The following is a 23,400-nucleotide window of genomic DNA, read 5'->3' as shown; positions in this document are numbered from 1 at the left end:
CCTGCAGCGACAGTCAGGACAATCTGCAAAACCGTGCCAAGCAGGCGCGGTGGGCACAGCCTTTCAGGCTGGCCCAGAGGGCGATTCCCGACCGTCTTTTTTGGAGGGTCGACCTCAGCGATCGCGAGGCCCAGGTTTTGAAACACAGATTGGCCGTCGCCAAGGGCGAGGTAACTGTGCGGGCTGCTATCTCTGCAAAGCCAAACACGATCCTTCAAATCAACCCATGCTCCAACGCATACCGCGTCAATTCCCCATTGGTTTTCATGCGCATCTTTTCCAGAATACGCGCTCGGTAAACACTCACCGTCTTGGGGCTCAATGACAATTCTTCGGCAATCTCGCTCAATTTCTTGCCTGCGGCAATCAATCGAATGGTCTGAAATTCACGGTCGCTCAGCGTGCTGTGCAGGGGTTTTTCGGTGTCTTCCGTCAAATGGCTGGCCAACGATTCGGCCAGTTCGGGTGTGATGTATTTCCGTCCGGCGGCAATCACTTGAATGGCATCCACCAGTTTTTCCGGTGCAGTATTTTTCGTTAAATAACCCGAGGCACCTGCTTTCAGCGAGCGCACGGCGTACTGGTCTTCCGGGTGCATGGAGAGCATCAGGATTTTCAGGGCCGGGTATTTGTCCTTGAGGATTTTCACCACATCCACACCATTTTTTCCAGGCATGGAAATATCCAGAATGGCCAAGTCCAGTCCTGGATTGGCACTCATGGCTTTCATGATCTCGGAGTATTCACCCGCTTGTGCCACCACCTGAATGTAGCCCGTGTCTTCCAGCAACTGCTTCAAACTGCCACGCAACAGGGCGTGGTCATCGGCCAACAACACTTTGATCATTCGTCTGCCTCTTCCCCTGGCTGTCCTCTCGGAATCGACACCATCACCGTGGTGCCTTGTCCCACTGCGCCGCTCACATCCACCCATCCGTCAAATGCAGCAACCCGCTCTTGCATCCCTCTTAAACCGAAGGAGGTCTCTTTTAACTTGTCGGTGTTGTCAATGCCTTTGCCATTGTCACGAATTTCCATCGACAACTCATTGTCGGTGACAAACAGTTCCACATCAACCCGGGATGCTTGGGCATGCTTCACTATATTCGTTAATGCCTCCTGCAAAATGCGGAATAGGGCGGTTTTTTCCTCACCGGGCAAATCCACGTCTTCCACATTGCTCTGAAAATGTGCGGCCACCTGACTGCGTTTGTTGAAGTCCTTGACCAGCCAGTCCAATGCGGGAATCAAACCGTAGTCCAGAATACCAGGTCGCAGGTCCTTGGCAATCCGCTGGCTACTGGCCAATAAATGTTCAATCAACTCCAGCATGTCATCCAGTTTCTCCTGCACGGCAGTGTCTGGCACCAGGTTTTTGTTCAGCCAAGCCACATCGGCCTTCAACTTGGTGAGCGACCCACCCATGTCGTCGTGAATTTCCCGGGCAATGGAGCCTCGCTCCTGTTCACGTCGTTTCTCAAACTCGGTGGTGACCTGCCTTAACTCCACCTGGGCTTTCAGCAAACGTTCCTCAGCCTGTTTGCGGTCGGAGATGTCCAGCAGTACGCCATCCCACAGGTACATGGTGCCCTTGGGTTTGGCCACCGCACTGAGGTAAACCCAGCGTGTGTCCTGACCTTTTCGTTGCTTCAGCCGGCCTTCCCAGCCAAACGGTTCATCCTGGCCTGGCGGGTCCAGCAGTTCTTCGAACAACAGTGCCGCGTCATCGGGCTCAAACTGTTCGAAGAAGTAATGTGGATTTTCCAGAAAATTTCGCGGTGGCACGCCAAATAGGCGAATCACCCCTTCGCTGACATAGGGCACGGTTGGTCGAGCCATGCCCGCACCCGATACCATCTGAAAAATAATGCCAGGAATATTTTCTGCGATGGCAGCAAACCGGCGTTCACTTTCGCGCTGCGCCATCTCGGCGGCTGCCAGGTTGCGCCGTTCGTTGGCGGCCCGAAGCGAGCGCTCAATCGCCGGTACCAAGCGTGCCATTTTGTCCTTCATCAGGTAATCATCAGCCCCAGCTCGCATGGCATCCACCGCCACATGTTCGCCGATGCTGCCCGACACAATGATGAATGGAATGTCCAGGCCCGAGTCGCGAACCACCCGCAAAGCCTCTTCCGAGCTGAAGCCGGGCAAGTTGTGGTCTGAAATCACCACCTGCCATTCCTCATGTTCAATGCGTGCCTTCAGGTCTTCCAGTCGGTCCACACGCACAGCAGTGTATGTCAAGCCGCCCTGTTTCAATCGGTAGCACATCAACTCGAAGTCCGAGTCATTGTCCTCCACCACCAGCACCTTCAACCCCTCGTCGGAAAAGCTGCTCAGGTTGAGCAGGGAAGGTGGCAGCCCCTTGTTCTCGTTCATTGTTTGTTCAGCCTCTCATGGGCTTCTCAGCAAGTTGGGCGCTCGTCGCCAAAGCAGAAACAAACCCGGTTTCAAGGTGTTAATCCGGGCTTGTCCGGAGGTCAGTTTAGCGGAACATGCAAATGTCGGGAACTCACAAAAAGGTGGGTTCTTTTCATCCTGAACAGTTTTCGCTAAAAAGGCCCGGCATGAACCCAACGCCCCCCCGCTTTGAACCCAAAAACCCGCAACCGACCAGCTTGATCAGTGGTGCGCGCCAAGTGGTCAGCTCAGTGGGCATGTCGCTTCAGCAGGACGAAGCGGCCAGTCGCGAATTTGAATTCACGGAAGCCGATTTCGCCCGTGTGCGCGGCATGATTCTCAAGATTGCCGGTATATCGCTCGCACCCAGCAAGCAAAGCATGGTGTATAGCCGGTTGGCACGCCGCTTGCGGGCCTGCAATCAAAACCGTTTTTCAAGCTACCTCGATTTTCTGGAAAACAGCCCCAGCAATCCGGAGTGGGAGCAGTTCACCAATTCACTGACCACCAACCTCACCTCGTTTTATCGTGAGGCGCACCACTTCGACATCTTGAAAAGCCAGTTGCAAAGCCTGTCAGCCAAGCCACGCATCGACATCTGGTGCAGTGCCGCATCGACCGGGGAAGAGCCTTACACCTTGGCCATCACCGCCATGGAAGCGTTCAACAGCCTGAACCCACCGGTGCGCATTTTGGCGACCGACATTGACACCAAGGTGCTGGAGACCGGGCAGAAAGGGGTTTACCGCATGGACCAGGTGGAGAAAATTCCCCAGGAAATCCTGCGCAAATATTTCCTGAAGGGCAAGGGCGACAGCGAGGGTCTCATCCGTGTGCGTCCCGAACTGCAGGCCATGATCACCTTCCGGAAAGTCAATCTGATGGACCAGACCTGGAGCATTCGCCCAGGCTTTGATGTGCTGTTTTGCCGCAACGTCATGATCTATTTTGAAAAAGACGTGCAACTGCAGATCCTGAGAAAATTTGCACCCCTGATGAACCCGGGCGGTCTGCTGTATGCCGGACATTCCGAAAACTTTGCCATGGCGCGGGATTACTTCACCTTGCGTGGCAAAACCGTGTATGTGGTCAACGAAGACAAAGCCTACAAGGGCAATGGTTCAGCCCCCGCTGCCGGCCGTATCCAGGTGGGCGCATGAACATGCCGTCGGTGGTGGGTGGTGCCAAACAGCCCAGCCGCACACGGGCCGACACCGACCCAGTTGTGCTGGAGCGCAAGGTCATCATGCCTGGCGAGCACCTGGTCTCCTGGGACCCGGTGGAAATCGTCACCTTGCTGGGTTCCTGCGTGGCTGCCTGCATTTACGACGCCCACCGGAAAATCGGTGGCATGAACCACTTCATGCTGCCCGACATACCCAGCGTGGCCCCGGCGCTGACTGACCAGACCAAACCGTTGCGCTATGGCTTGTATGCCATGGAACGGGTCATCAATGATTTGCTCATGATGGGAGCCAAGCGCGAGCACCTGGTGGCCAAGGTGTTCGGTGGTGCCAACATGACCAACACCCTGGAAAACCAGCATGTTGGTCGCCGCAATGCCCAGTTTGTCATTGAGTTTCTTCGACGCGACAAGATTCGTGTCCTGGCCTCCGACCTGGGTGGCATCAATAGCCGCCGGATTCGTTTCAACACCCGGACCAATGCGGTGCGTGTAGAACGCGTGGCCAGTGCAGACCAGTTGGCCCTGCGTCAGGATCGTCAATATCGCGACCAGATCCAGGCTGATCCGGTGGATGGTGAAGTGATTTTTTTCTAAGGGATGCACATGAACAAGATCAAAGTGGTCGTAGTCGACGATTCCGCACTGATCCGAAATCTGATGACCAAAATCATCAATTCCCAGCCGGACATGGAAACCGTGGCCACAGCGCCCGATCCGTTTATTGCGCGTGAGCACATCAAGCGATTAAATCCGGATGTGATCACCCTGGATATTGAAATGCCCAAAATGGACGGCATTGAATTTTTGGAGCGAATCATGCGTTTGCGGCCAACGCCGGTGGTGATGGTGTCCACCCTGACTGACAAAGGCGCCGACGTCACCTTCAAAGCACTGGAACTCGGCGCGGTGGATTTTGTGACCAAACCAAAGCTCGACATCAGCCAGGGCATGCTCGACTATGCCAACGAAATTACTGACAAAATTCGGGCTGCCCATGCGGCCCGTTACCGGCTAACCAAATTGCCCGACAAGTCGGCCGCTGCATTGGCAGGTGCGGAAGTGGTCAAACCCATGGCGGCGCCAGCCGCGTTGGGCAACCGCTTTGCAGCCACCGAAAAACTGGTGTTGATGGGCTCCTCCACGGGCGGCACAGAGGCCATCCGCGTCATCCTCGAACAGTTGCCCACCGACTCGCCCGCCATTCTGATTACCCAGCACATGCCAGCCGGGTTCACCAAGAGCTTTGCAGACCGTTTGAACCAGGTGTGTCAAATCACCGTCAAGGAAGCCACCCATGGCGAACGCGTGTTGCCCGGTCATGCTTACATTGCACCGGGTGACAAACATCTCAAACTGGGACGCAACGGTGCCAACTACATTTGCCAGTTGGAAGATGGTGAGCCGGTCAACCGGCACAAGCCATCGGTGGAGGTGCTGTTCAAATCCGGCACTGAAGTGTCGCCGCGCAACATCATCGGCATCATGCTCACCGGCATGGGCAAGGATGGTGCACAGGCCATGGCGGACATGAAAAAAGCGGGCTCTTACAACATTTGCCAGGATGAGGCGAGCTGTGTGGTATTCGGCATGCCACGCGAGGCCATTGCACTGGGCGGAGCCGATGAGGTGGTGGCCTTGAACCAGATTGCCAAGCGCTTGCTGGACCACCTGTCGAAAATTGGTGGGCGTGCAGCCATCCGTGTATAAGTTAAGCAGGGCCTGGCCCTGCACCCTTGTTTAACCAGCACAGTAAAGCATCGGCCCCCAGTGGTTTGGAGAACAGATAGCCCTGCAGACGATCACAACCCATGTCCACCAGGGCCTGTCGCTGTTCAGCAGTCTCGATACCCTCAGCATGCACCACCAGGCTCAAGGCGTGAGCCAGATCAATCACCGCCTGTACGATTTTTCGACTCGATGGGCTGTCCAGCAAGTCACTGACAAAACTTTTGTCAATCTTCAGTACATTCATGGGCAATAGACGCAAGTAATTCAACGACGCATAACCGGTGCCAAAATCATCCATGGCAATTGAGCAGCCCGCCGCGCGCAATTGGTTCAAGGCCGCCACGGTGTTGTCCATGTGATCAATGGCCGCCGATTCCGTCACCTCAAATTCAATCCAGTGCGTGTCCAGCCCGCTGTCGCGAATGCTGGCCACAGCCTTGGCCGGGAAATCCGGGTTCATCAATTGACCCACAGAGCAATTGACCGAGCACCACAGCGGATGCCCGGCTGTGTGAAAAGCCTTCACATGCCGCGCAGCTGACCGAATCACCCAGTCACCCAAGGCCTCAATCAAGCCAGTGTCTTCAGCCACCTGAATGAACTCGCCTGGCATGATCAGGCCCAGTTCGGGATGCGTCCAGCGCACCAAGGCCTCCAGACCGCACACCTGGCCAGTTTTCAAGTCTTCAATCGGTTGAAAATTCAGCACCAACTGATGGTTTTCAATGCCTTTGGCCAAGCCCAACTCAATGGTTCGACGCCGCTTGGCCAGGCTGTGAACCTCGGACTCCACCGCGCGAAACAACTCAAAGGCACGCAGTTCCAGAACACCAGCCACCGCCTGTGCATGCGTGACCAGTTCGGCTGCGTGTGCGCCATCCCGACCCGGCCGAGCCAAGCCCAGGCGCATGCGGGGCCGAAGTGAAATGTTCTCAATCAGGAAGGGCCGGTTCAACTGGGTTTCTACAGTGGACAAGCGCTCCAACAAAGCATTGTCGGGATGCGCCCAATCAAAGCCATTGCTGACCACCACCAGGGTGGTGTCCGACCAGCGACACAAAATATCGTTCGGGAACACCTCCCGCACCCGGCCTACCACGCGATCCAGCATGTTGCGCCGCGCACGGGGGTCCAATTCCATGCCACGCATTTGATGCCGTGACAGCTGGATGCTGAACAGGCACAGGTCTTGCCCTTGCGCATGGTTGACCATCAGGCCCGACAATGCCTTGAGCAAACCTTCCCGGTTCAGAAAACCACTGGACGCATCGAAATACACCGCCCGACGGTGGGCTTGCTCCAGCAGGTGTTTCTCGCGCCGAAGTCTCAAGGTGTCCAGTTCACGGCGAATGGCCGGAACCAAGCGCTCGGGTTTGGATTTCTCGACGTAATCACGCACGCCCGCATGCATGGCGGCAATGCCGTGGGCCTCGGTGGCCAGGCCTGACAATAAGATCAGGGGCGTGCCGGGTCGATACTGTTCAAGCAAATCCGCTGCATGGTCGTGCGTCAATTCTGGCATGGAGTAGTCGCAAATCACCACATCAGCATCATGCTGCTGCAGGGCATCCACCAGGGCCGCTTTGTCGGCAGCGTGAAACAAACTGGCGGTGGGCCAGGTTTTGTGCAGCTGTCGTGCAATCAGGACGAAATCATCTTCGCTGTCGTCAACAATCAGAATGCAGGGGCTTTGCGCAGTCGAATTCATGAGCCTTTTGTTGTTGTCCACGCCGTGGCGCTTTACGGTATCCTGCACACTTCTGCAAATGCTGTCCAGTGTTGTAAACCATGAGCAAGGCATTCACCAAAGAGACGGACACCGAACAGGATGATGATGCACCAGAGGGGGCAGCAGCACTGCCTGTGGGCGCAAAAAATTATGTAACGCCGCAAGGCTACCGTCGCATGCGCGATGAACTGACACACCTCGTGAAAACAGAGCGGCCTGAAGTGGTTGCCGTTGTTTCATGGGCTGCATCCAATGGTGATCGCTCTGAAAATGGCGATTACCTCTATGGCAAAAAACGCCTGCGGGAAATTGATCGCCGCATTCGTTTTCTCACCAAGCGCACTGAAATTGCGGAGGTGGTAGACCCAGCAACCCAGCAAGGTTTGGAGAGTGTGTTTTTCGGTGCCACCGTCACCTACATCAATGGCAAAGGAGAGGAGCTGACGGTCAAGATTGTGGGTGTGGATGAAGTGGACCCTGCCAAAGGCCACATCAGCTGGATTTCGCCTGTCGCGCGCGCATTGCTGAAAGCCAAAGAGGGCGACACCGTGCGGCTGGTCACACCGGCCGGGCCGGATGAGCTGGAGGTGGTCGAGATTCGGTACGTGATTGAGTGAAATGTCGGTGCTGTACAACAGCACCGACCTCCGGTATTACAGGGGGCTTACAACCCCGGTGTGTGGAGTATCCGCGTTTTCACAAAGGTCTTGCCCTTGGCACGCGCCACACGCTCCACATATTCCAGCCGCCGCAGGGCCATCAAAATGCGCGCCAGGTGAATGCGGTCATTCACTTGAATCGTGAAGTGCAGCACCTTGCGGTTGGCGGTTTCATCGCTCATGGTGAGGTTGGTGATGTTGGCACCCAGGTCGCTCAACGTGGCTGCCACGGTGGCCAATGCACCTTTTTCGTTGAGCACCTGCAAGTCCACATTCACATCAAACTGCCGTGTAATGTCCTCTGCCCATTTCACATCGGTCCAGCGTTCCGGTTCTTTCCGGATTTGCTTGCGTGCGGTCTCACATTCATCGGTGTGAATGATGAGGCCTGAACCCTTGCGCACATAGCCGATGATGGCATCGCCCGGAATGGGCATGCAGCAATTGGCCCGTTGAACTGACATGCCCTCGCCGCCATGCACGATGATCGGCGCGCGAGCCTGGCCACTGGCCGACGCTGGCGCGTCCACCCGCGCATCCACTTTACCCAGCGCCATCAGCACCCGGCGCGCCACCACTGGGGCCACTCGTCGTCCTGCGCCAATGTCGGCCATCAGTTCTTCTTTGGTGCTCACTTGGGAGTCTTTCATCAAGCGGTCCCAAACATCCTGGCCCAGTTCACTGAGGCGAATGTTGTCAGCCTCCAACGCCTGGTCGAGCAGTCGGTTGCCCAAACGCACGGTTTCTTCGGTGTTCATCGACTTTAAATAATGTCGTATTTCCGACCGTGCCTTGCCCGAGCGAACAAACCCCAGCCACACCGGGTTGGGTCGTGAATGAGGCGCAGTGATGATTTCCACCACATCACCACTCTTCAACACCGTGCGCAGGGGTTCAATCACCTGGTTTACACGCGCAGCCACACAATGGTTGCCCACATCGGTGTGCACCGCATAGGCAAAATCCACCACAGTGGCACCCCGTGGCAGGCTCATGATTTTGCCGTTGGGGGTGAACACATACACCGCATCGGGGAACAGGTCCACCTTGATGTGTTCCAGGAATTCGGCGGAATCGCCAGTCTGGTTTTGAATGTCCAGCAAACTTTGCAGCAAACGGTGGGTTTGGGTTTGGATGGTGTTCAGGCCGTCGCCATCGCCCTTGTACAGCCAATGGGACGCCACGCCCTTTTCGGCCACTCGGTGCATGTCTTCCGTTCGAATTTGAAACTCCACCGGTGTGCCGTAAGGCCCCAACAGGGTGGTGTGCAAACTTTGGTAGCCATTTACTTTGGGAATGGCAATGTAGTCTTTGAATTTGCCCGGCACCGGTTTGAACAGTTGATGCAGCATGCCCAAGGCGAGGTAGCAGGTGGGCATGTCCTTCACCACCACACGAAAGCCGTACACATCCAGCACTTGCGAAAAGCTCAGGCGCTTTTCGATCATTTTCCGGTAGATGCCAAACAGCGCCTTTTCCCGTCCATACACCTGGCAGTCAATTTTTGCATCGCCCAGGCACTTTTCAACGGCTTCCAGAATTTTGCCCACCACCTCACGGCGGTTGCCCCGGGCTGCCAACACCGCCTTGCGCAACACTTGGTAACGCATGGGGAAAGCATGTTTAAAGCTAAGGTCCTGCAGTTCCCGGAAAATTTCATTCAAACCCAGCCGGTGGGCAATGGGTGCGTAAATCTCCAGGGTTTCCAGCGCAATTCGCCGCTTCTTGGACGGGCTCATGATGTCCAGCGTGCGCATGTTGTGCAGGCGGTCGGCCAGTTTGACCAAAATCACTCGCAGGTCGCGGGCCATGGCCAGCAGCATTTTCCGGAAATTTTCGGCCTGCGCTTCCTCGCGGGATGAAAATTCCATCTTGTCCAGTTTGGACAGTCCGTCCACCAGGTCCGCCACAGCGGGTCCAAAGCGGTCAATCAGATCGTCTTTGGTCGCGCCCGAGTCCTCCATCACGTCATGAAGCAGGGCGGCCTGGATGGCTTGGCTGTCCAGTCGCCAGCTGGCGCACAGCTCGGCCACGGCGATGGGGTGGGTGATGTAGGGTTCGCCGGTGGCCCTGAATTGGCCCAGGTGTGCAGAGTCAGAAAACTTGTAGGCTTCGCGGACGCGTTTAATCTCCGCCTCGGGCAAGTAAGCTGAGGCGGCGCCGATCAACTGGGCGATAGAGACCACACCGGACGCAATACCGGGTCGGGCAGCTGATGGATTGGTTTCAGAATGTAACTCTCTGGCTTGCATCAACCCCATTCAAACCTACAACACCTTTGGAAGTCTATTGTGACGGATTTACTTCTGATCCGGCAACACGATATTCACTTCAAGCATCTCCATATTGCCTTGTTTTTGAAGATTAAACTTGATGTCGTCGTGGTTGATCTTGACGTATTTCGCAATCACCTGCATCAATTCGTCCCGCATTTGGGGCAGAAAGTCGGGGCCGTCGGTGTCCACCCGTTCCCGGGCGATGATCAGCGACAGTCGCTCTTTTGCAACACTGGCGGACTTCTTTTTCTCGCCAAACAGCATCGTGAGGAGGGACATGTTGATCAACCTCCAAACAAGCGCTTGAGCAGGCCTGGCTTTTCGTAGTCCACAAACCGCAAGGGCTTTGTTTCGCCGAGGAAGCGGGAAATGCAGTCCTGATAGGCTTCAGCGGCATCATTGCTCTCGGCGTGAATCACCGGCATGCCCTGGTTGGAGGACTGCAACACGGTCTCCGATTCCGGGATTACACCCAGCAGTGGAATGCGCAGCAAGTCGGCCACATCGGTGTGGCTCAACATTTCGCCATCGTGGGCGCGTTTGGCTGAATAACGGGTGATCAACAGGTGTTCCTTGACAGGTTCACCGCCTTCCTTGGCTCGTTTGCTTTTGGCTTGCAAAATGCCAATGATGCGGTCCGAGTCACGCACCGAGGACACCTCCGGATTGGTCACCACAATCGCTTCGTCGGCAAAGGTCAGCGCCATCACTGCGCCGCGTTCAATGCCGGCCGGGCTGTCGCACACAATGTATTCAAAACCCATGTCCGCCAAATCTTTGATGACTTTTTCCACACCTTCCTCGCTCAGCGCGTCTTTGTCGCGGGTTTGCGAGGCGGGCAAAATGGACAACATGGGGCAGTGTTTGTCTTTGATCAGTGCTTGTTGAAGGGTGGCTTCACCATTGATGACGTTCACCAGGTCGTACACCACGCGGCGTTCACAGCCCATGATGAGGTCGAGGTTGCGCAGGCCCACGTCGAAATCAATTACGACTGTTTTGAAGCCACGCAGGGCCAGTCCGGACGCAAAGCTGGCGCTGGTGGTGGTTTTACCGACGCCACCTTTACCGGATGTGACAACAATGACTCGACTCACGAAAAGTTCTCCTAGCGGATGTTGAGGGCCTTGAGCTTGAGGCTGGCTTGCTCTTGGCTTTGATCTAAATAAACGAGTGTGGGCTTGGAACGGTTGTCTTCATGAAAACCGCCCTCGAAAGTTAAATAGTAACCTGCCACGGCCACCAGTTCGGGCTCGAAGCAGGTGGAGATGATGCGGGCATCGCGGTCGCCGGCTGCGCCAGCCAGTGCGCGGCCTCGCAGCATGCCATAGACATGCACGTTGCCATCGGCAATCACCTCTGCACCGGCTGACACCTGGCCCATCACCACCAAGTCGGCGCCCTGCGCGTAAAATTTCTGTCCACTGCGCACCGATTGCTCAATCACGAGGGTTTTCCTGGGCTCACCGATGGGTGACAGGGGGTTGTTCGTCTCGTTCTCGGAGACATCCGGACTGGTCTCGGTGTGATCAACACGGCTGACCATGGGTTCGGCCTGTTCATCGTGATTCACAGGCTGCGGTGCATCAGCTTGTGCAAGACCGTCGCCCGATTCAAACCGAATGCCCAGCGCCTCCGCCTGGTCTTCCAACACCGGGGATATTCCACGCAACTCCACCCAATGCACGCCGGCCTGTCGAAACAACTGGGCAAATGCAGTCAAGTCGATGGCCAGTTCGGCCAGTTGCTCGGTCGAGAATGCGCTCAGGTCGAGCAGGGCGGTTTCAGCCGAGTAAATGCCCGGTGTGGGGCCCAGCCGTTTGCGCACAGCATCCAGCAACTCGGCTTGCGGGGCCGGTTTCAGAATGAAAGCCACTGCCTTGGTGGAGGCAAAACGAATGTCCAGAATGGAATGTGTGCTTGTGTTCACAGGCGCGTGATGGTGTATGCAGAGAATCGGTCAAGGTGGTTCAAGAAACACAAAGCCCGAGCCATGTGGTCTCGGGCTTGTGTGGCACTGAACCTGAAAAACTCAGATGGGCACGCGCTTGAGCATTTCCACGCCCACTTCACCGGCCGCAATTTCGCGCAGGGCTGTGACCGTGGGTTTGTCTTTGCCAGCCTCTACCTTGGGTGTGTGGCCTTGGGCCAGCATGCGGGCTCGGTAGGTGGCGGAGAGGGCCATTTCAAAGCGGTTGGGGATGCGTTTGAGGCAGTCTTCAACGGTGATGCGGGCCATCGTGGGTTCCTTACAGTCCAATACTTTTGAGTTGTGCGCCGTGGCGGGCCATTTGCTGGTTAAAGCGGCACCGCGCAGCATAAACAATGGATTTCAGCTCGAGCAGAGCCTGATCAAAATTGTCGTTAAGGATAACATAATCGAAGCGTCGAGCCTGCTCGATTTCCAGTTGTGCGGCCCCCATTCGCTTCAAAATCACCTCTTCCGCGTCGGTTCCGCGTCCGCGCAGGCGGCGCTCCAGCTCTTCCAGGCTTGGGGGCAAAATAAAAATGGACACCACATTGCTCACCTTGCGCACCACCTGTTCAGCGCCTTGCCAGTCAATTTCCAGCAGTACATCACGGTCGGTGGCCATTTGGCCTTCCACCCACTGGCGTGATGTGCCGTAGTAATTGCCATGCACGTGGGCCCATTCCAGAAAGCCGTCCTGGTCTCGAATGGCCTCAAACTGATGCTCGGAAATGAAGTGGTAGTCCACCCCGTCTTGCTCACCCGGACGCGGGCGGCGGGTGGTGTTGGAGATGGACAGGCCGATCCCCTCCACCTCACTGAGCAAGGCCTTCACCAGCGAGGACTTGCCCGCACCCGATGGGGCGCTCACGATAAACAGGCTGCCGGAATAGTGAGGTTGGGCCGACGGTTGGGCGAGTTGGTTCATGGCAGGCGGCCTTACTCGATGTTTTGCACTTGTTCACGGAACTGCTCCACCAGCACCTTCAGGTCGATGGACGCCTGGGTTTGAGCAATGGCATGGGCTTTGCTGCCCAGTGTGTTGGCCTCGCGGTTCAGTTCCTGGGTGACAAAGTCCAGCCGTTTGCCCACCACACCGCCTTGTTTCAAAATGCGGCGCACTTCGGTGAAATGGGTATTCAAGCGGTCCATTTCCTCTTTGACATCAATGCGCACGCTGTGCAAAGCCACTTCCTGTTTGATGCGGTCTTCCAGGTCTTGCACTGTCAGGTGGCTTGCACGGTCCTGCACCACTTTGTTCAACATCTCGGTCATGCGTTCGCGGATCTTGCTTTCATAGTGAGCCAGAAATTCCGGCAATTGGGGCAGCAGGGTATTGAGTACTGCTTCCATGCCATCAATTTTTTCATTGAGCACAGCAGCCAGTTGAACGCCCTCGCGCTCGCGGGTGGCTTTCAGGGCGTCAATGGCTTCATCGCACAGTTGGTTCACGGTTTCCTGCAGCTCATCGCCTTGCAGGCTGTTGTCTTCCACCACACCAGGCCAGTTCAGAATTTCGGTAATCCGGAATCCGTTGGCCCGTGGCAGTACCGACTGAATACTGGACTCCAGCTCCGCCAGCATTTGCACCTGGCCCAGGTCAACCTGCGGAATGCGTTTTTCGCCCTCGGCACGGCCCCAGCTGATGCGACATTCCACTTTGCCGCGCGACAGGCTGGCCATCAGCTTTTCTCGCACCAGGGGTTCGCACAGACGCAGGTCGTCCGGCATGCGGAAGTTCAAATCCAGAAAGCGGGAGTTCACGCTGCGCAGTTCCATGCTGAGCGTGCCAGCGCGGGTGGTTTTTTGAACATTGGCAAAGCCGGTCATGCTGTGGATGCTGGCGGTGTTCTTGCTGGGCTTGCTCATCTGGAACGCTCGGTTGAAAGGCGCAGGGCCATGTGGATGTTGGTGGGATTGTAAACTGTTCACGCAGACGTTCTCAGGAAGCCTTGTGGAGTTAGCTCGACGAATCATTGCCCATCTCGACATGGACGCCTTTTATGCCAATGCCGAACTGGTTCGTAACCCGGCATTGAAAGGCCTGCCCGTGGCCGTGGGCGGGCCTCGCGGCTTGAAGCCCTTGCCCGGGCAGGCATTTCCCACCCTGGGGCAGTACGCCGGCCGCGGTGTGCTGACCACCGCCAACTATGAGGCCCGCGCTTTGGGTTTGCATTCGGCCATGCCCACCATGAAAGCAGCCAAACTGGCGCCGCAGGCCATTTTATTGCCGGCCGATTTCGAGTGGTACAAAACCCAGTCACGCCGTTTCAAAGCGGCGGTTCGCAAACTGGCCCCCCTGCTGGAAGACCGAGGTATTGATGAAATTTACCTGGACCTGAGTGAGCAGACCGGTGGTGACTATGCAGTGGCCGAACAACTGGCCCGCCAGCTACAGCAAGCGGTGTTTGAAGCAACTGGCGGGATGACCTGCTCGATCGGCTTGTCCCAGAACAAGCTGACCTCCAAAATTTGCTCTGACCTGCGTAAACCCCATGGCCTGTCGATTGTTCGACCGGAGGAATTTCGCAACATCATCTGGCCTTTGCCGGTTGGAAAAATCAATGGCATCGGCCCCAAGGCCCAAGAAAAACTCAAGGCCATGCATGTTCACACCATTGCTGACCTGGCGGCGCAAGCGGTTGAATGGCTGCAAGCCCGGTTTGGCGAAACCTATGGTTTGTGGATGCACAACAGTGCCCATGGCGTGGATGATCGTGAGGTAACCCTGTATTCCGAGCCCAAAAGCATCAGCCGCGAGACCACTTTCGAGCAGGACATGCATGTGCGGCGAGACCGGGACCAGCTCACACAGATTTTGCTGCACCTGGCCGAAAAACTCGCCAAAGACCTGGAACGCAAACAGCGCCTGGCACGCACGGTGGGTGTCAAGGTTCGGTTTGCAGATTTCAAATCGATCACGCGCGACATCACCACCGGCCAAGCGCACAGCACACCAGAGTCGCTGGTACTGGCGGCGCGGGAGTGCCTGAAGAAAATACCCTTTACCCCCCACGGTGCCCGGGCCAACATCCGCTTGTTGGGCATCAAGGCCAGCCATTTGCTGACCGCCGAGGATGCTGCACACAGGCTGCAGCAGACCAAGGCAGGCGGGCGTTCTGCAGCGCAGTGTGCCACCCAGTTGGATTTGGGGCTGGAAGATGGGGGATAATTCGCCCAATTCATTCACTTTCAATTGCCGGAGTATTCATGAGCAGCCCCCGCCCCGATGGCCGCAGCCCACAAGCGCTGCGCCCCGTGTCCCTTGAACGCCGCTACACCAAGCACGCCGAGGGTTCAGTCATGGTGCGCTTTGGCGACACCCATGTGTTGTGCACCTGCTCGGTGGAAGACAAAGTACCGGGCTTTTTGAAAGGTCAGAACCAGGGTTGGTTGACAGCCGAGTACGGCATGCTGCCCCGCTCAACCCATTCCCGCATGGACCGCGAGGCTGCCAAAGGCAAGCAAAGCGGCCGCACCCAGGAAATTCAGCGCTTGATTGGCCGTGCCCTGCGTGCAGCGGTTGATTTGAACAAGCTGGGCGAGCGCACCCTGAAAATTGATTGCGATGTCATACAGGCCGATGGCGGCACTCGCACAGCGTCCATCACCGGCGCCATGGTCGCTGTGGCCGATGCCGTGGGCACCTTGCTGAAAAGCGGTGCCTTGGCCGAGAGCCCGATTGTGCAGTTCGTGGCTGCGGTGTCCGTGGGGGTGGTCAATGGCCAGGTGGTGCTCGACTTGAATTACGACGAAGACTCCAATTGCGAAACTGACCTGAATGTGGTCATGACCGAAGCCGGTGGTTTTGTGGAAGTGCAGGGCACAGCCGAAGGCGTCGCATTTTCCCGGGGTGAATTGAACAGCATGCTGGACAGCGCAGCAGCAGGCATTGCCGAGCTGGTGCGTTTGCAAAAAGCAGCGTTGGCGGGTGAGTAAGATGGCGGTGTCTGACCAGGCGTGGGTGTTGGCCTCTGGCAACCAGGGCAAGCTCAAGGAATTTCAGGACCTGTTTGCCCCGTGGGGCATTGCCTGGGTGGCGCAAGGCGAATTGGGCGTACCCGATGCGGAAGAGCCTTTTCACACCTTCATTGAAAACGCCTTGACCAAAGCCCGCCATGCCAGCCGACTGACCGGGCGACCCGCGCTGGCCGATGACTCGGGTTTGTGTGTGCCGGCCTTGCAAGGTGCGCCAGGGGTGCTGTCGGCCCGCTATGCCACCTTGTTTGGGCGTGAAAAAAGCGATGCAAACAACAATGCGTGTTTGGTGGCGCAATTGAAGGACATCACCGACCGCCGGGCTTACTTTGTGTGCGCCATGGTGTGGGTGGCCCATGCCGATGACCCAACGCCAACGGTGGCGCAAAAAATGTGGTGGGGCGAAGTGCTGGATACCCCACAGGGCGAGCATGGGTTTGGCTATGATCCCCATTTCTGGCTGCCCGAACACCGCTGCACCGCCGCAGAGATGCCCAAGGCACAAAAGAACCTGCACAGCCACCGCGCACAGGCCACGCAGGCCCTGCTGATGGAATTGCAACAGCGCCTGAACCTGACCCAGGTGGCCTGACGTGAACACACCAACAGGGCAGGGCGCCACCACGGCATTCAATTTGGTGTCCCGGGTGTTTAAGCCCGGTGAACTGCAGTTTTCAGCCATGCCGCCATTGGCACTCTACATTCACCTGCCCTGGTGTGTGCGCAAATGCCCCTATTGTGATTTCAACAGCCATCTGGCCCCGCTGAGCCCCTTGCGCGAAGTGGCGGTGGTGCGTTCGTCAGGCTCAAGCAATGAGCCTGAGCATCCGTCGGAAGCCTCGTTAAAACCAGCCGATACTTTGCCCCTGGACCTGCAACGTCGTTACCTGGCAGCGCTGTTGGCCGACCTGGACCAGCAGTTGCCCAAAATCTGGGGGCGAAAGCTCTATTCCGTGTTCATCGGTGGTGGCACACCCTCCTTGTTTGCACCCGAATTGATCGATGAACTGTTGGGTGCTGTTCGGGCGCGTTTGGGCATGCCGCAAAGCGGTGAAATCACGATGGAAGCCAACCCGGGTACTTTTGAGTTGGCGCGTTTTCAAGGTTTTCGGGATGCAGGTGTCACCCGCCTGTCGATTGGAGTGCAAAGTTTTTCGACCCCACATTTGAAAGCCTTGGGGCGCATTCACAGTGGCGATCAGGCCGTCGAGGCGATTGGCGCGGCAGTGCAGTTGTTTGATGAGGTGAATGTCGACCTGATGTATGGCTTGCCCGGTCAATCGCTGACCCAGGCTGAACAGGATGTGATGCAGGCCATTGCACTGGCTCCCACGCACCTCAGCTTGTACCAGTTGACCCTGGAGCCCAACACACTGTTTGCCCAGCACCCACCCGAGCTACCCGATGACGATACGCTGGCTGACATTGAGGATGCCGTGCATCGCCTGGCTGCGCAAGCCGGTTATGAGCGCTATGAGATTTCAGCCTTTGCAAAGCCAGGCCACCGTTGCCAGCACAACCTCAACTATTGGGGGTTCGGCGATTACCTGGGCATTGGGGCGGGGGCCCATGCAAAGATCAGCTACCCCAACCGCATTGAACGGGAAACTCGCCCGCGCAACCCCCAGGCTTACATGCAAGCCTGGCTGGACGGGCAGGGTGATGGGTTAACAGCGCAAGGATTGTCGGCCCGCGAGTTGCCCTTTGAATTCATGTTAAATGCCTTGCGGCTCATCGAGGGGGCGCCCGAGCAATGGTTTGTTGAACGGTGTGGCCGCCCGCTGAGTGATTTGCAGCGGGGCTTGCGACCAGCGATGGAGCAGGGCTTGATCAACGCTCAGCCGGGCCTGCTCAAACCCACCGAACTGGGTTTTCGTTTTCTGAATGATCTGCAAAGCCTGTTCCTGGCCGCTGATGACAGCGAGACCAATCGCCCCGCTTCATATTGACATTATGTAAATAAAAATGGCACATTGTGATCACTTCACTGATCCCTTGGCCTGCCATGTCCATCAAATCCCTGTTGATGCCCGCCATTACCGAGCGTGTGTTTTCTGAGGCAACGCTCCTTCGCAAGCGGGCCAAAGCCGAGGCCACGCGCTTGAAACAGGGCCGACCCCACGCCGTGCATTACTTTCACCAAGTGGACGACCCCTACAGTGCGTTGCTGGTTCAGGTGCTGCCTTGCCTGCTCAAGCGTTATGCCATTGAATTGAACATTCACCTGTGCGGCGCGCCAGACGAGGCAGCGGCCCCAGAGCGGGCCAAGCTGGAGCGTTTCAGCCGATTGGATGCCCAACGCTTGGCCAACCGCCACGGTTTGGCGTACGCAGACCCGGGGCAACAACCCACGGTGGCGCAGGTGCGGGCCGTCCAGCGCAGCTTGCTGACAACCGTGAATCGCCCCCTGGAATTTTTATCGCTGGCCCACGAGTTGGGTCGATGCCTGTGGGCCAACCAGCTGTCGGAAGAGACCCTGGGCACCGATGGCGGAACAGAGGTGGACTTGCAGCTCCATCTGAATCAGTCCAACAATCTGCGGGAATCCTGGGGCCATTACCTGGGCGGCATGTTGTATTACGAGGGCGAATGGTACTGGGGGCTGGACCGTTTACATCACCTTGAAGCGCGTCTGAAAGGCCTGGGCCTGGAAACCGCGGGAACCTTTGGTCACCGTGAATTTTTGTGCCAACCCGATGTCGACCCCACCGAGCCGCTGGGTTGCCACAATCCGCCAGCGATTGATTTTTATTTTTCATTTCGCAGCCCGTATTCAGCCATTGTCGCACCCCGGATTTTTGAACTGGCCCGCTTGAGTGGTGCCAAGGTCAATTTGAAATACGTGTTGCCCATGGTCATGCGGGGCCTGCCGGTGCCCAAAAACAAGCGCCAGTACATTGCGCACGACACCGCACGCGAGGCGCGTTTTCATGGCATTCCGTTTGGTCGCTTGAATGACCCTGTGGGACGGCCGGCCGAGCGGGGTTTGGCGTTGATTCCTTTTGCGGAACGTCACGGCCGTGGGCAGGCCTATGTGCTGTCCTTCATGAAAGGGGTGTGGTCCGAAGGGATTGATGCCGGTAGCGACCGGGGCCTGTGCCACATCGTTGAACGGGCTGGGCTGAACTGGCGACGGGCGCAACAGGCCCTGCTGGATGACCATTGGCGCATGGTGGCCGAAGCCAATCGGCATGAGTTGTTTCAACTTGGCCTGTGGGGTGTCCCTTCATTCCGCGTGGGTACGATGTGCACTTGGGGTCAGGACCGTTTGTGGCTGGTGCGAGAAGCGCTGCATCTTGAACAGGCTCACACCGCTTCGCGCACCCCGGCATTCACCAATTGAATCAACTTGGCCGGGTTGATGGGTTTGGTGACAAATCCATTCATGCCACAGCTCAGCGCTTGCCGTTCCATGTCGTCAGACACTGCACCGGAGAATGCCACCATGCGGGCGTGCTGGTTTGGGCCTGGTTCTGATCGGATGACCTGGGCGGTTTCAAAACCGTTTAATCCGGGCATTTCCAGATCCAGAATAAACAGGTCAAACGCGGCATGCTGACACAGGGCGATGGCGGCTTCACCCGTGTCGGCGATGTCGACTTGGTGGCCTTGTTTTTCCAGCAGCAAACGCAACACTTTGCGGTTAATGGGTTCGTCATCCACCACCAGGCAGTGAATGGGTTTGCTGTGGGCATCGTTCGCCGTCTCTCGTTGCGCAGCAGCTTTCACGCCGCCCTGCATCGCAAATGGAATACGGACCTTGAACGTGGTTCCCACCTCGGGCGTTGATTCAACCTCGATGTGCCCTTGCATGGCTTCCACCAGGGCTTTGACGATGGACAAGCCCAGGCCTGTGCCCCCGAATTTCCGGAAGGTGGCCGAATCGGCTTGGTAGTATGGCGTGAACAGACCGCGCAACTGGTCTTCCCGCATGCCAATGCCGCTGTCTTGAATCATGAGCTGCAGGTCCAGCAGATTGGACTGGTTTTTGATCAACTCAGCGGTGCACCGCACTTGGCCGGTGGCGGTGAACTTGATGGCATTGGACAACAGGTTTTGAACAATCTGTTTCAGTCGGGTGGGGTCGCCCAACACCACAGCGGGGTCTTCGCCGGTGAGTTGCAGGTTCAGTTTGAGGTCTTTGGCGGTGGCCCCGGGTGTGTACAAGGCCACGGTTTGTTGAATCAGGTTGTTCAATTCAAACGGTATGCGCTCCAGTCGCAACTGGCCTCGTTCAATGGCCGATGCGTCCAGCAAGTCATCCAGAATAATGCGGGCCGATTCCGCGGCGCTACTCAATTGCTGGAAAGAAGCCTGCATGTCACCCGGTGGCAAGTCTTGCTCAATCAGCGAGGCCGTGCCCAGCACCACATTCAAGGGGTTGCGCAGTTCATGGCTGACCGTGGCAATGAATTTGGTTTTGGCCTGGCTCATGTTGAAAGCCTCTTCCTTGGCCTGCTGAATCTCAGTCACATCCTGCATGATGACGTAAAAGCCTTGAACCCCGTCTTCTTGAAAGTCTGGGATCAGTTCCAGCAGGCCAGTGCGTTGGGGAAGGTGTTCAGAAGCCGGGAATGTGGTGGTGAACTTCATGTGTTCGCCCATCAGCGCTTTCATGACCATCGGCAGGTTGCGCTGGTAAATGTCGGTGGGCAGCAGTTCCGACAGGTGAATACCCGTGATGTCTCGATTGCCCAGGTTGAACCACAGTCCATAGGCTTTGTTGGCAAATTTGTTGCGCAACTGGCTGTCCCAGTAACCAATCAGTGTGGGCACGGAATCCAGAATTTTCGACAAATCCCGCTTGGTCGCATTGAGCTCAGCAGTGCGTTGCTCCACCTGTTTTTCCAGAAACATGTTCAGGTTGGCAATTCGGTCGCGCAGCTCTTTGTCGGTTTGGATGTCGGTGTTGGAGCCCACCCAGCGCAACAAGGCACCCGCATCGTCGAAAATGGGCACGGCCCGTGTGTCAAACCATCGGTACTCGCCATCAAAGCGGCGAATGCGGAATTCACAGCGAAACACGTCGTGTGTTTGTACGGCGGTGGTCCAGGCTTGCACCAACGCATCCCGATCCTCTGGATGCACTGAACCCAACCAGCGGTCATCCAACAGTTCAGCCACCGGTTTGCCGGTGTATTGGCCCCAACGCACACTGAGGTAGTCGCAAGCGCCTTCCGCATTGCAGGTCCACAGCAGTTGGGGCAGCGAGTTGGCCATTTGCATCCAGCGCTGGTTGTTTTCTTCCTGAACAGCGCGCTCGACCAATGCCTTTTCAAAGGCTTTGCGCTCGGTGATGTCCTGGAAAGCGCCACTGATGCCCACAGCCACTGCTTGCTGTCCGTTGTGCGAATAAATCAATTCGCCAAACACATGCACCCAAATGTCACGGCCCTTGAAGGTGATCAAGGGCAGTTCCAGATCAATGCGCTCACCGGTTTTTTCAGCCTGTTCAAGGGCTGCACTCAAGGTGGCCCTGGCCTGGGGTGGGTACAGTTGAAGGGCCTCTTCCAGCTTGGGTTGATAACCTGTGGGGGCTTCAACAATGCGGTAAACCTGCTCCGACCAGGTTAAATCATGGTTTTCCAGGTTGATGTGCCAGCCACCCACACCACACATGCGGCCTGCAATTTCCAGAATGCCCGATGTTTTGGAGAGTTCATCCAACACGCCGTTTAACTGCAGCGAGGTTCGGCTTTTCTCTTCGTTTTGCGTTTCCAGTTGAAGGTTCAATCGGCTGAGTTCATGAATGCGGTGAACCAGCCCGTCAGCCAGGTTGTCAATGGCCGCGGCCACGTCGCCAATTTCATCGCCCTGTGGCAGTGTGCAGCGGGCTTGCAGGTTGCCTTGCTGAATAAGGCCCGCCACGGTGCGAATGTGGTTTAAAGGCCTGAGCACATTGGTGTGCATCAAATACAGCAGCACAAAGGTGCCCACCACGAACGCGAGCAAGGTGGCAATCAATACATAGCGACGTTCATCCAGCGTGCTGCGCAGGTCCATGTTGGCGGTGTCTTGAATGTTGTAGCTCAGTTCAGAAATTTGCTGGGCCTCGGCAATCAAGCGGTCCACCAGTACTTCCGACCGGCGCACATTCACCGACTCCGATTCAATCGCTTTGGTGTTTCGGTAGGCCTGATAAATCTGGACCATCTCGTCCAGTCGGGCATTGAGATTTTCCAGGTCTTGGGCGTTGGCATGCAATCGAACCAGTTGTTCTGCATGGCCATGCACTTCCCCGAACAATTGCAGCCACTGCTCGCTGTTGGTTTCGCCCGGGTAGGTGGAAATGGTGTGGGTGGTGACCACCAACTGGTTGGCATACCGCGCCAAGGCATTGGCTTCGGTGGCGGTGTCGCGGGTTTGTTGAATGGTGCTTTCATACACCGTCAGGGCCAACAGGCAAGCCAGCACCATGGCCACCCCAAACAGGAATGAGCCCAGCACTGCGCGGTTCAGGCGGATCTGAAAGCTCATCGCAATCCAAAGTCCACAGCATTGGTGTTCAATTTCATGAGGAAGCGGGGCTCAATCACGCGCGAGAGTTGGGGCAGCGTGGAATCGGCCTTCACATGGCGTTCGCGAATGGCCCATTTCGCCTCGCCTTCCATGGTGGTGACCAGCGACTGGCGCAGGCTCAACTGAAAGATGTACGTGTTCCAGGCCTTGTCCACAAATTCACGGTCCAGCCCGGTGTGGCGCATCATGATCTGTTTGGCTTCGTCGGGTTTTTTCTGAATGAATTCCACCGATGCTTTCAAGGCCAACATCACCGCATCAATGTCCCGTGTCGACGTCTCACAAAAGGACTTTCGGCAACTCAAATTAAAACTTTGGGTGTACAGGCGTGGCACCTGCACTGCTTGTACGGTGCCGTCGGCCAATTTCAAGCTCAGGTAGCCAAAAGGCTCCCACACGGCGATGGCATCCACCTCGCCCTGTTGAATGGCATTGGGCATTTGCTCGGGCGGCATGGGCACCTTGACCACTTGGCCTGGGTCGATGCCCTGGTACAACAAAAACAAATCCATAAAATAGTGAGACGAGGATTTGGCGACAAAGCCCACCCGCTTGCCTGCCAGGTTGCTGAGGTCGGGTTTCACGGTGGCTTTGCGAATCACAAAGCGCATGTCGTCTTTGTTGGTCACAAAGGTGGTGATGATTTGAAAGTCATCCCGTTCAAATGCGGTGAACACGATTGGCAGCTCCGAAGAGGTGGCCAGGTCGGCTCGCCCCGCCAACATTTCTTGCACGCACTTCACCCCCCCCATGCATTCCAACAACTCGGGGTACACCTTGAACTTTTCAAAAAACCCTTTTTCCTGGGCCACATACAAAGGCAGTGATAGCGGGGTTTTGGACACGGCAATGCGCGGGTTTGCGGCGAACAAGCCGGGGCTGACCAGTGCCAACAGGCTGGCCAGCAGGCAGACCCAGGTGCGAGGCCAGCCAAGGTGTGAGGGGGAATTCATGAG

At 56.7% G+C, this 23,400-nt stretch carries 21 protein-coding genes; 9 read left to right on the top strand and 12 right to left on the bottom strand.

Annotated elements, in window-relative coordinates:
* Window positions 1-214: 214 nt before the first annotated feature.
* Window positions 215-847, bottom strand: coding sequence for a response regulator (locus NQT62_RS13010; RefSeq protein ID WP_256765151.1), 633 nt, complete (start codon window positions 845-847; stop codon window positions 215-217).
* A complete protein-coding gene (locus NQT62_RS13005) occupies window positions 844-2,379 on the bottom strand; it encodes a hybrid sensor histidine kinase/response regulator (RefSeq protein WP_256765150.1) in 1,536 nt (511 codons plus the stop codon). Before NQT62_RS13005 ends, NQT62_RS13010 begins: the two co-directional genes overlap by 4 nt.
* A gap of 278 nt (window positions 2,380-2,657) precedes the next feature.
* Here NQT62_RS13005 and NQT62_RS13000 point away from each other — a divergent pair, with 278 nt between their 5' ends.
* Genes NQT62_RS13000 through NQT62_RS12990 form a run of 3 tightly spaced genes read left to right on the top strand, consistent with a single transcriptional unit; the run spans window position 2,658 to window position 5,293 of the window.
* Complete coding sequence (locus NQT62_RS13000; protein ID WP_256765196.1) at window positions 2,658-3,560, top strand: CheR family methyltransferase; 903 nt, start codon at window positions 2,658-2,660, stop codon at window positions 3,558-3,560.
* Window positions 3,557-4,180, top strand: a complete 624-nt coding sequence (locus tag NQT62_RS12995; RefSeq protein ID WP_256765149.1) for a chemoreceptor glutamine deamidase CheD — start codon at window positions 3,557-3,559, stop codon at window positions 4,178-4,180. The genes NQT62_RS13000 and NQT62_RS12995 overlap by 4 nt, the downstream gene beginning before the upstream one ends.
* Before the next feature lie 9 nt (window positions 4,181-4,189).
* Entirely contained in the window at window positions 4,190-5,293 is a 1,104-nt protein-coding gene (locus NQT62_RS12990; RefSeq protein ID WP_256765148.1) for a protein-glutamate methylesterase/protein-glutamine glutaminase, read from the top strand.
* 1 nt (window position 5,294) lies between these two features.
* Here NQT62_RS12990 and NQT62_RS12985 read toward each other — a convergent pair whose 3' ends face one another.
* Window positions 5,295-7,022 carry an EAL domain-containing protein gene (locus NQT62_RS12985; protein ID WP_256765147.1) on the bottom strand — a complete coding sequence of 576 codons (1,728 nt, stop codon included), beginning with the start codon at window positions 7,020-7,022 and terminating at the stop codon, window positions 5,295-5,297.
* Window positions 7,023-7,102: 80 nt separating this feature from the next.
* On the opposite strand from NQT62_RS12985, the gene greB reads away from it, so the two are divergent.
* The gene (gene greB, locus NQT62_RS12980; protein WP_256765146.1) at window positions 7,103-7,660 is read left to right on the top strand and encodes a transcription elongation factor GreB; all 558 of its coding nucleotides are present in this window, start codon (window positions 7,103-7,105) and stop codon (window positions 7,658-7,660) included.
* Window positions 7,661-7,707: 47 nt separating this feature from the next.
* On the opposite strand, the gene NQT62_RS12975 is transcribed toward greB, so the two are convergent.
* From NQT62_RS12975 to NQT62_RS12945, 7 genes are all read right to left on the bottom strand, one after another.
* Window positions 7,708-9,954 (bottom strand): RelA/SpoT family protein, encoded by a 2,247-nt coding sequence (locus NQT62_RS12975; RefSeq protein ID WP_256765195.1) that lies wholly within the window; start codon window positions 9,952-9,954, stop codon window positions 7,708-7,710.
* Window positions 9,955-10,002: 48 nt separating this feature from the next.
* Window positions 10,003-10,257: a cell division topological specificity factor MinE gene (minE, locus tag NQT62_RS12970; RefSeq protein WP_256765145.1), complete on the bottom strand. Its 255-nt coding sequence runs from the start codon at window positions 10,255-10,257 to the stop codon at window positions 10,003-10,005.
* A gap of 5 nt (window positions 10,258-10,262) precedes the next feature.
* The gene (gene minD, locus NQT62_RS12965) at window positions 10,263-11,075 is read right to left on the bottom strand and encodes a septum site-determining protein MinD (RefSeq protein WP_256765144.1); all 813 of its coding nucleotides are present in this window, start codon (window positions 11,073-11,075) and stop codon (window positions 10,263-10,265) included.
* A gap of 11 nt (window positions 11,076-11,086) precedes the next feature.
* Window positions 11,087-11,908 (bottom strand): septum site-determining protein MinC, encoded by an 822-nt coding sequence (minC, locus tag NQT62_RS12960; protein ID WP_256765143.1) that lies wholly within the window; start codon window positions 11,906-11,908, stop codon window positions 11,087-11,089.
* Between the two features lie 102 nt (window positions 11,909-12,010).
* On the bottom strand, window positions 12,011-12,217 hold the full coding sequence (rpoZ, locus tag NQT62_RS12955; protein ID WP_256765142.1) for a DNA-directed RNA polymerase subunit omega: 207 nt from the start codon (window positions 12,215-12,217) through the stop codon (window positions 12,011-12,013).
* A gap of 10 nt (window positions 12,218-12,227) precedes the next feature.
* Window positions 12,228-12,875, bottom strand: coding sequence for a guanylate kinase (gene gmk, locus NQT62_RS12950; RefSeq protein ID WP_256765141.1), 648 nt, complete (start codon window positions 12,873-12,875; stop codon window positions 12,228-12,230).
* Window positions 12,876-12,886: 11 nt separating this feature from the next.
* Complete coding sequence (locus NQT62_RS12945; RefSeq protein ID WP_256765140.1) at window positions 12,887-13,816, bottom strand: YicC/YloC family endoribonuclease; 930 nt, start codon at window positions 13,814-13,816, stop codon at window positions 12,887-12,889.
* 85 nt (window positions 13,817-13,901) lie between these two features.
* Between NQT62_RS12945 and dinB the strand changes: the two genes are divergently transcribed.
* From dinB to NQT62_RS12920, 5 genes are read left to right on the top strand one after another with little or no spacing between them, the layout of a single operon-like run.
* Entirely contained in the window at window positions 13,902-15,119 is a 1,218-nt protein-coding gene (gene dinB, locus NQT62_RS12940) for a DNA polymerase IV (protein ID WP_256765139.1), read from the top strand.
* Between the two features lie 38 nt (window positions 15,120-15,157).
* Window positions 15,158-15,886, top strand: coding sequence for a ribonuclease PH (rph, locus tag NQT62_RS12935; protein ID WP_256765138.1), 729 nt, complete (start codon window positions 15,158-15,160; stop codon window positions 15,884-15,886).
* Between the two features lies 1 nt (window position 15,887).
* Window positions 15,888-16,517, top strand: a complete 630-nt coding sequence (gene rdgB / locus NQT62_RS12930; protein ID WP_256765137.1) for an RdgB/HAM1 family non-canonical purine NTP pyrophosphatase — start codon at window positions 15,888-15,890, stop codon at window positions 16,515-16,517.
* A 1-nt stretch (window position 16,518) separates the two neighbouring features.
* On the top strand, window positions 16,519-17,874 hold the full coding sequence (gene hemW, locus NQT62_RS12925) for a radical SAM family heme chaperone HemW (protein WP_370569183.1): 1,356 nt from the start codon (window positions 16,519-16,521) through the stop codon (window positions 17,872-17,874).
* A gap of 56 nt (window positions 17,875-17,930) precedes the next feature.
* Window positions 17,931-19,268 carry a DsbA family protein gene (locus tag NQT62_RS12920; RefSeq protein WP_256765136.1) on the top strand — a complete coding sequence of 446 codons (1,338 nt, stop codon included), beginning with the start codon at window positions 17,931-17,933 and terminating at the stop codon, window positions 19,266-19,268.
* On the opposite strand, the gene NQT62_RS12915 is transcribed toward NQT62_RS12920, so the two are convergent.
* Both NQT62_RS12915 and NQT62_RS12910 read right to left on the bottom strand, forming a co-directional pair.
* A complete protein-coding gene (locus NQT62_RS12915; protein WP_256765135.1) occupies window positions 19,232-22,402 on the bottom strand; it encodes an ATP-binding protein in 3,171 nt (1,056 codons plus the stop codon). The genes NQT62_RS12920 and NQT62_RS12915 overlap by 37 nt on opposite strands.
* A complete protein-coding gene (locus NQT62_RS12910; RefSeq protein ID WP_256765134.1) occupies window positions 22,399-23,397 on the bottom strand; it encodes an ABC transporter substrate-binding protein in 999 nt (332 codons plus the stop codon). The genes NQT62_RS12915 and NQT62_RS12910 overlap by 4 nt, the downstream gene beginning before the upstream one ends.
* Between the last annotated feature and the right edge of the window lie 3 nt (window positions 23,398-23,400).

This window comes from Limnobacter humi (assembly GCF_024518835.1).
Classification (GTDB): Bacteria; Pseudomonadota; Gammaproteobacteria; order Burkholderiales; family Burkholderiaceae_B; genus Limnobacter; species Limnobacter humi.
The sequence above is the reverse complement of the archived record's forward strand: the minus strand, read 5'-3'. Positions and strand labels throughout refer to the sequence as shown.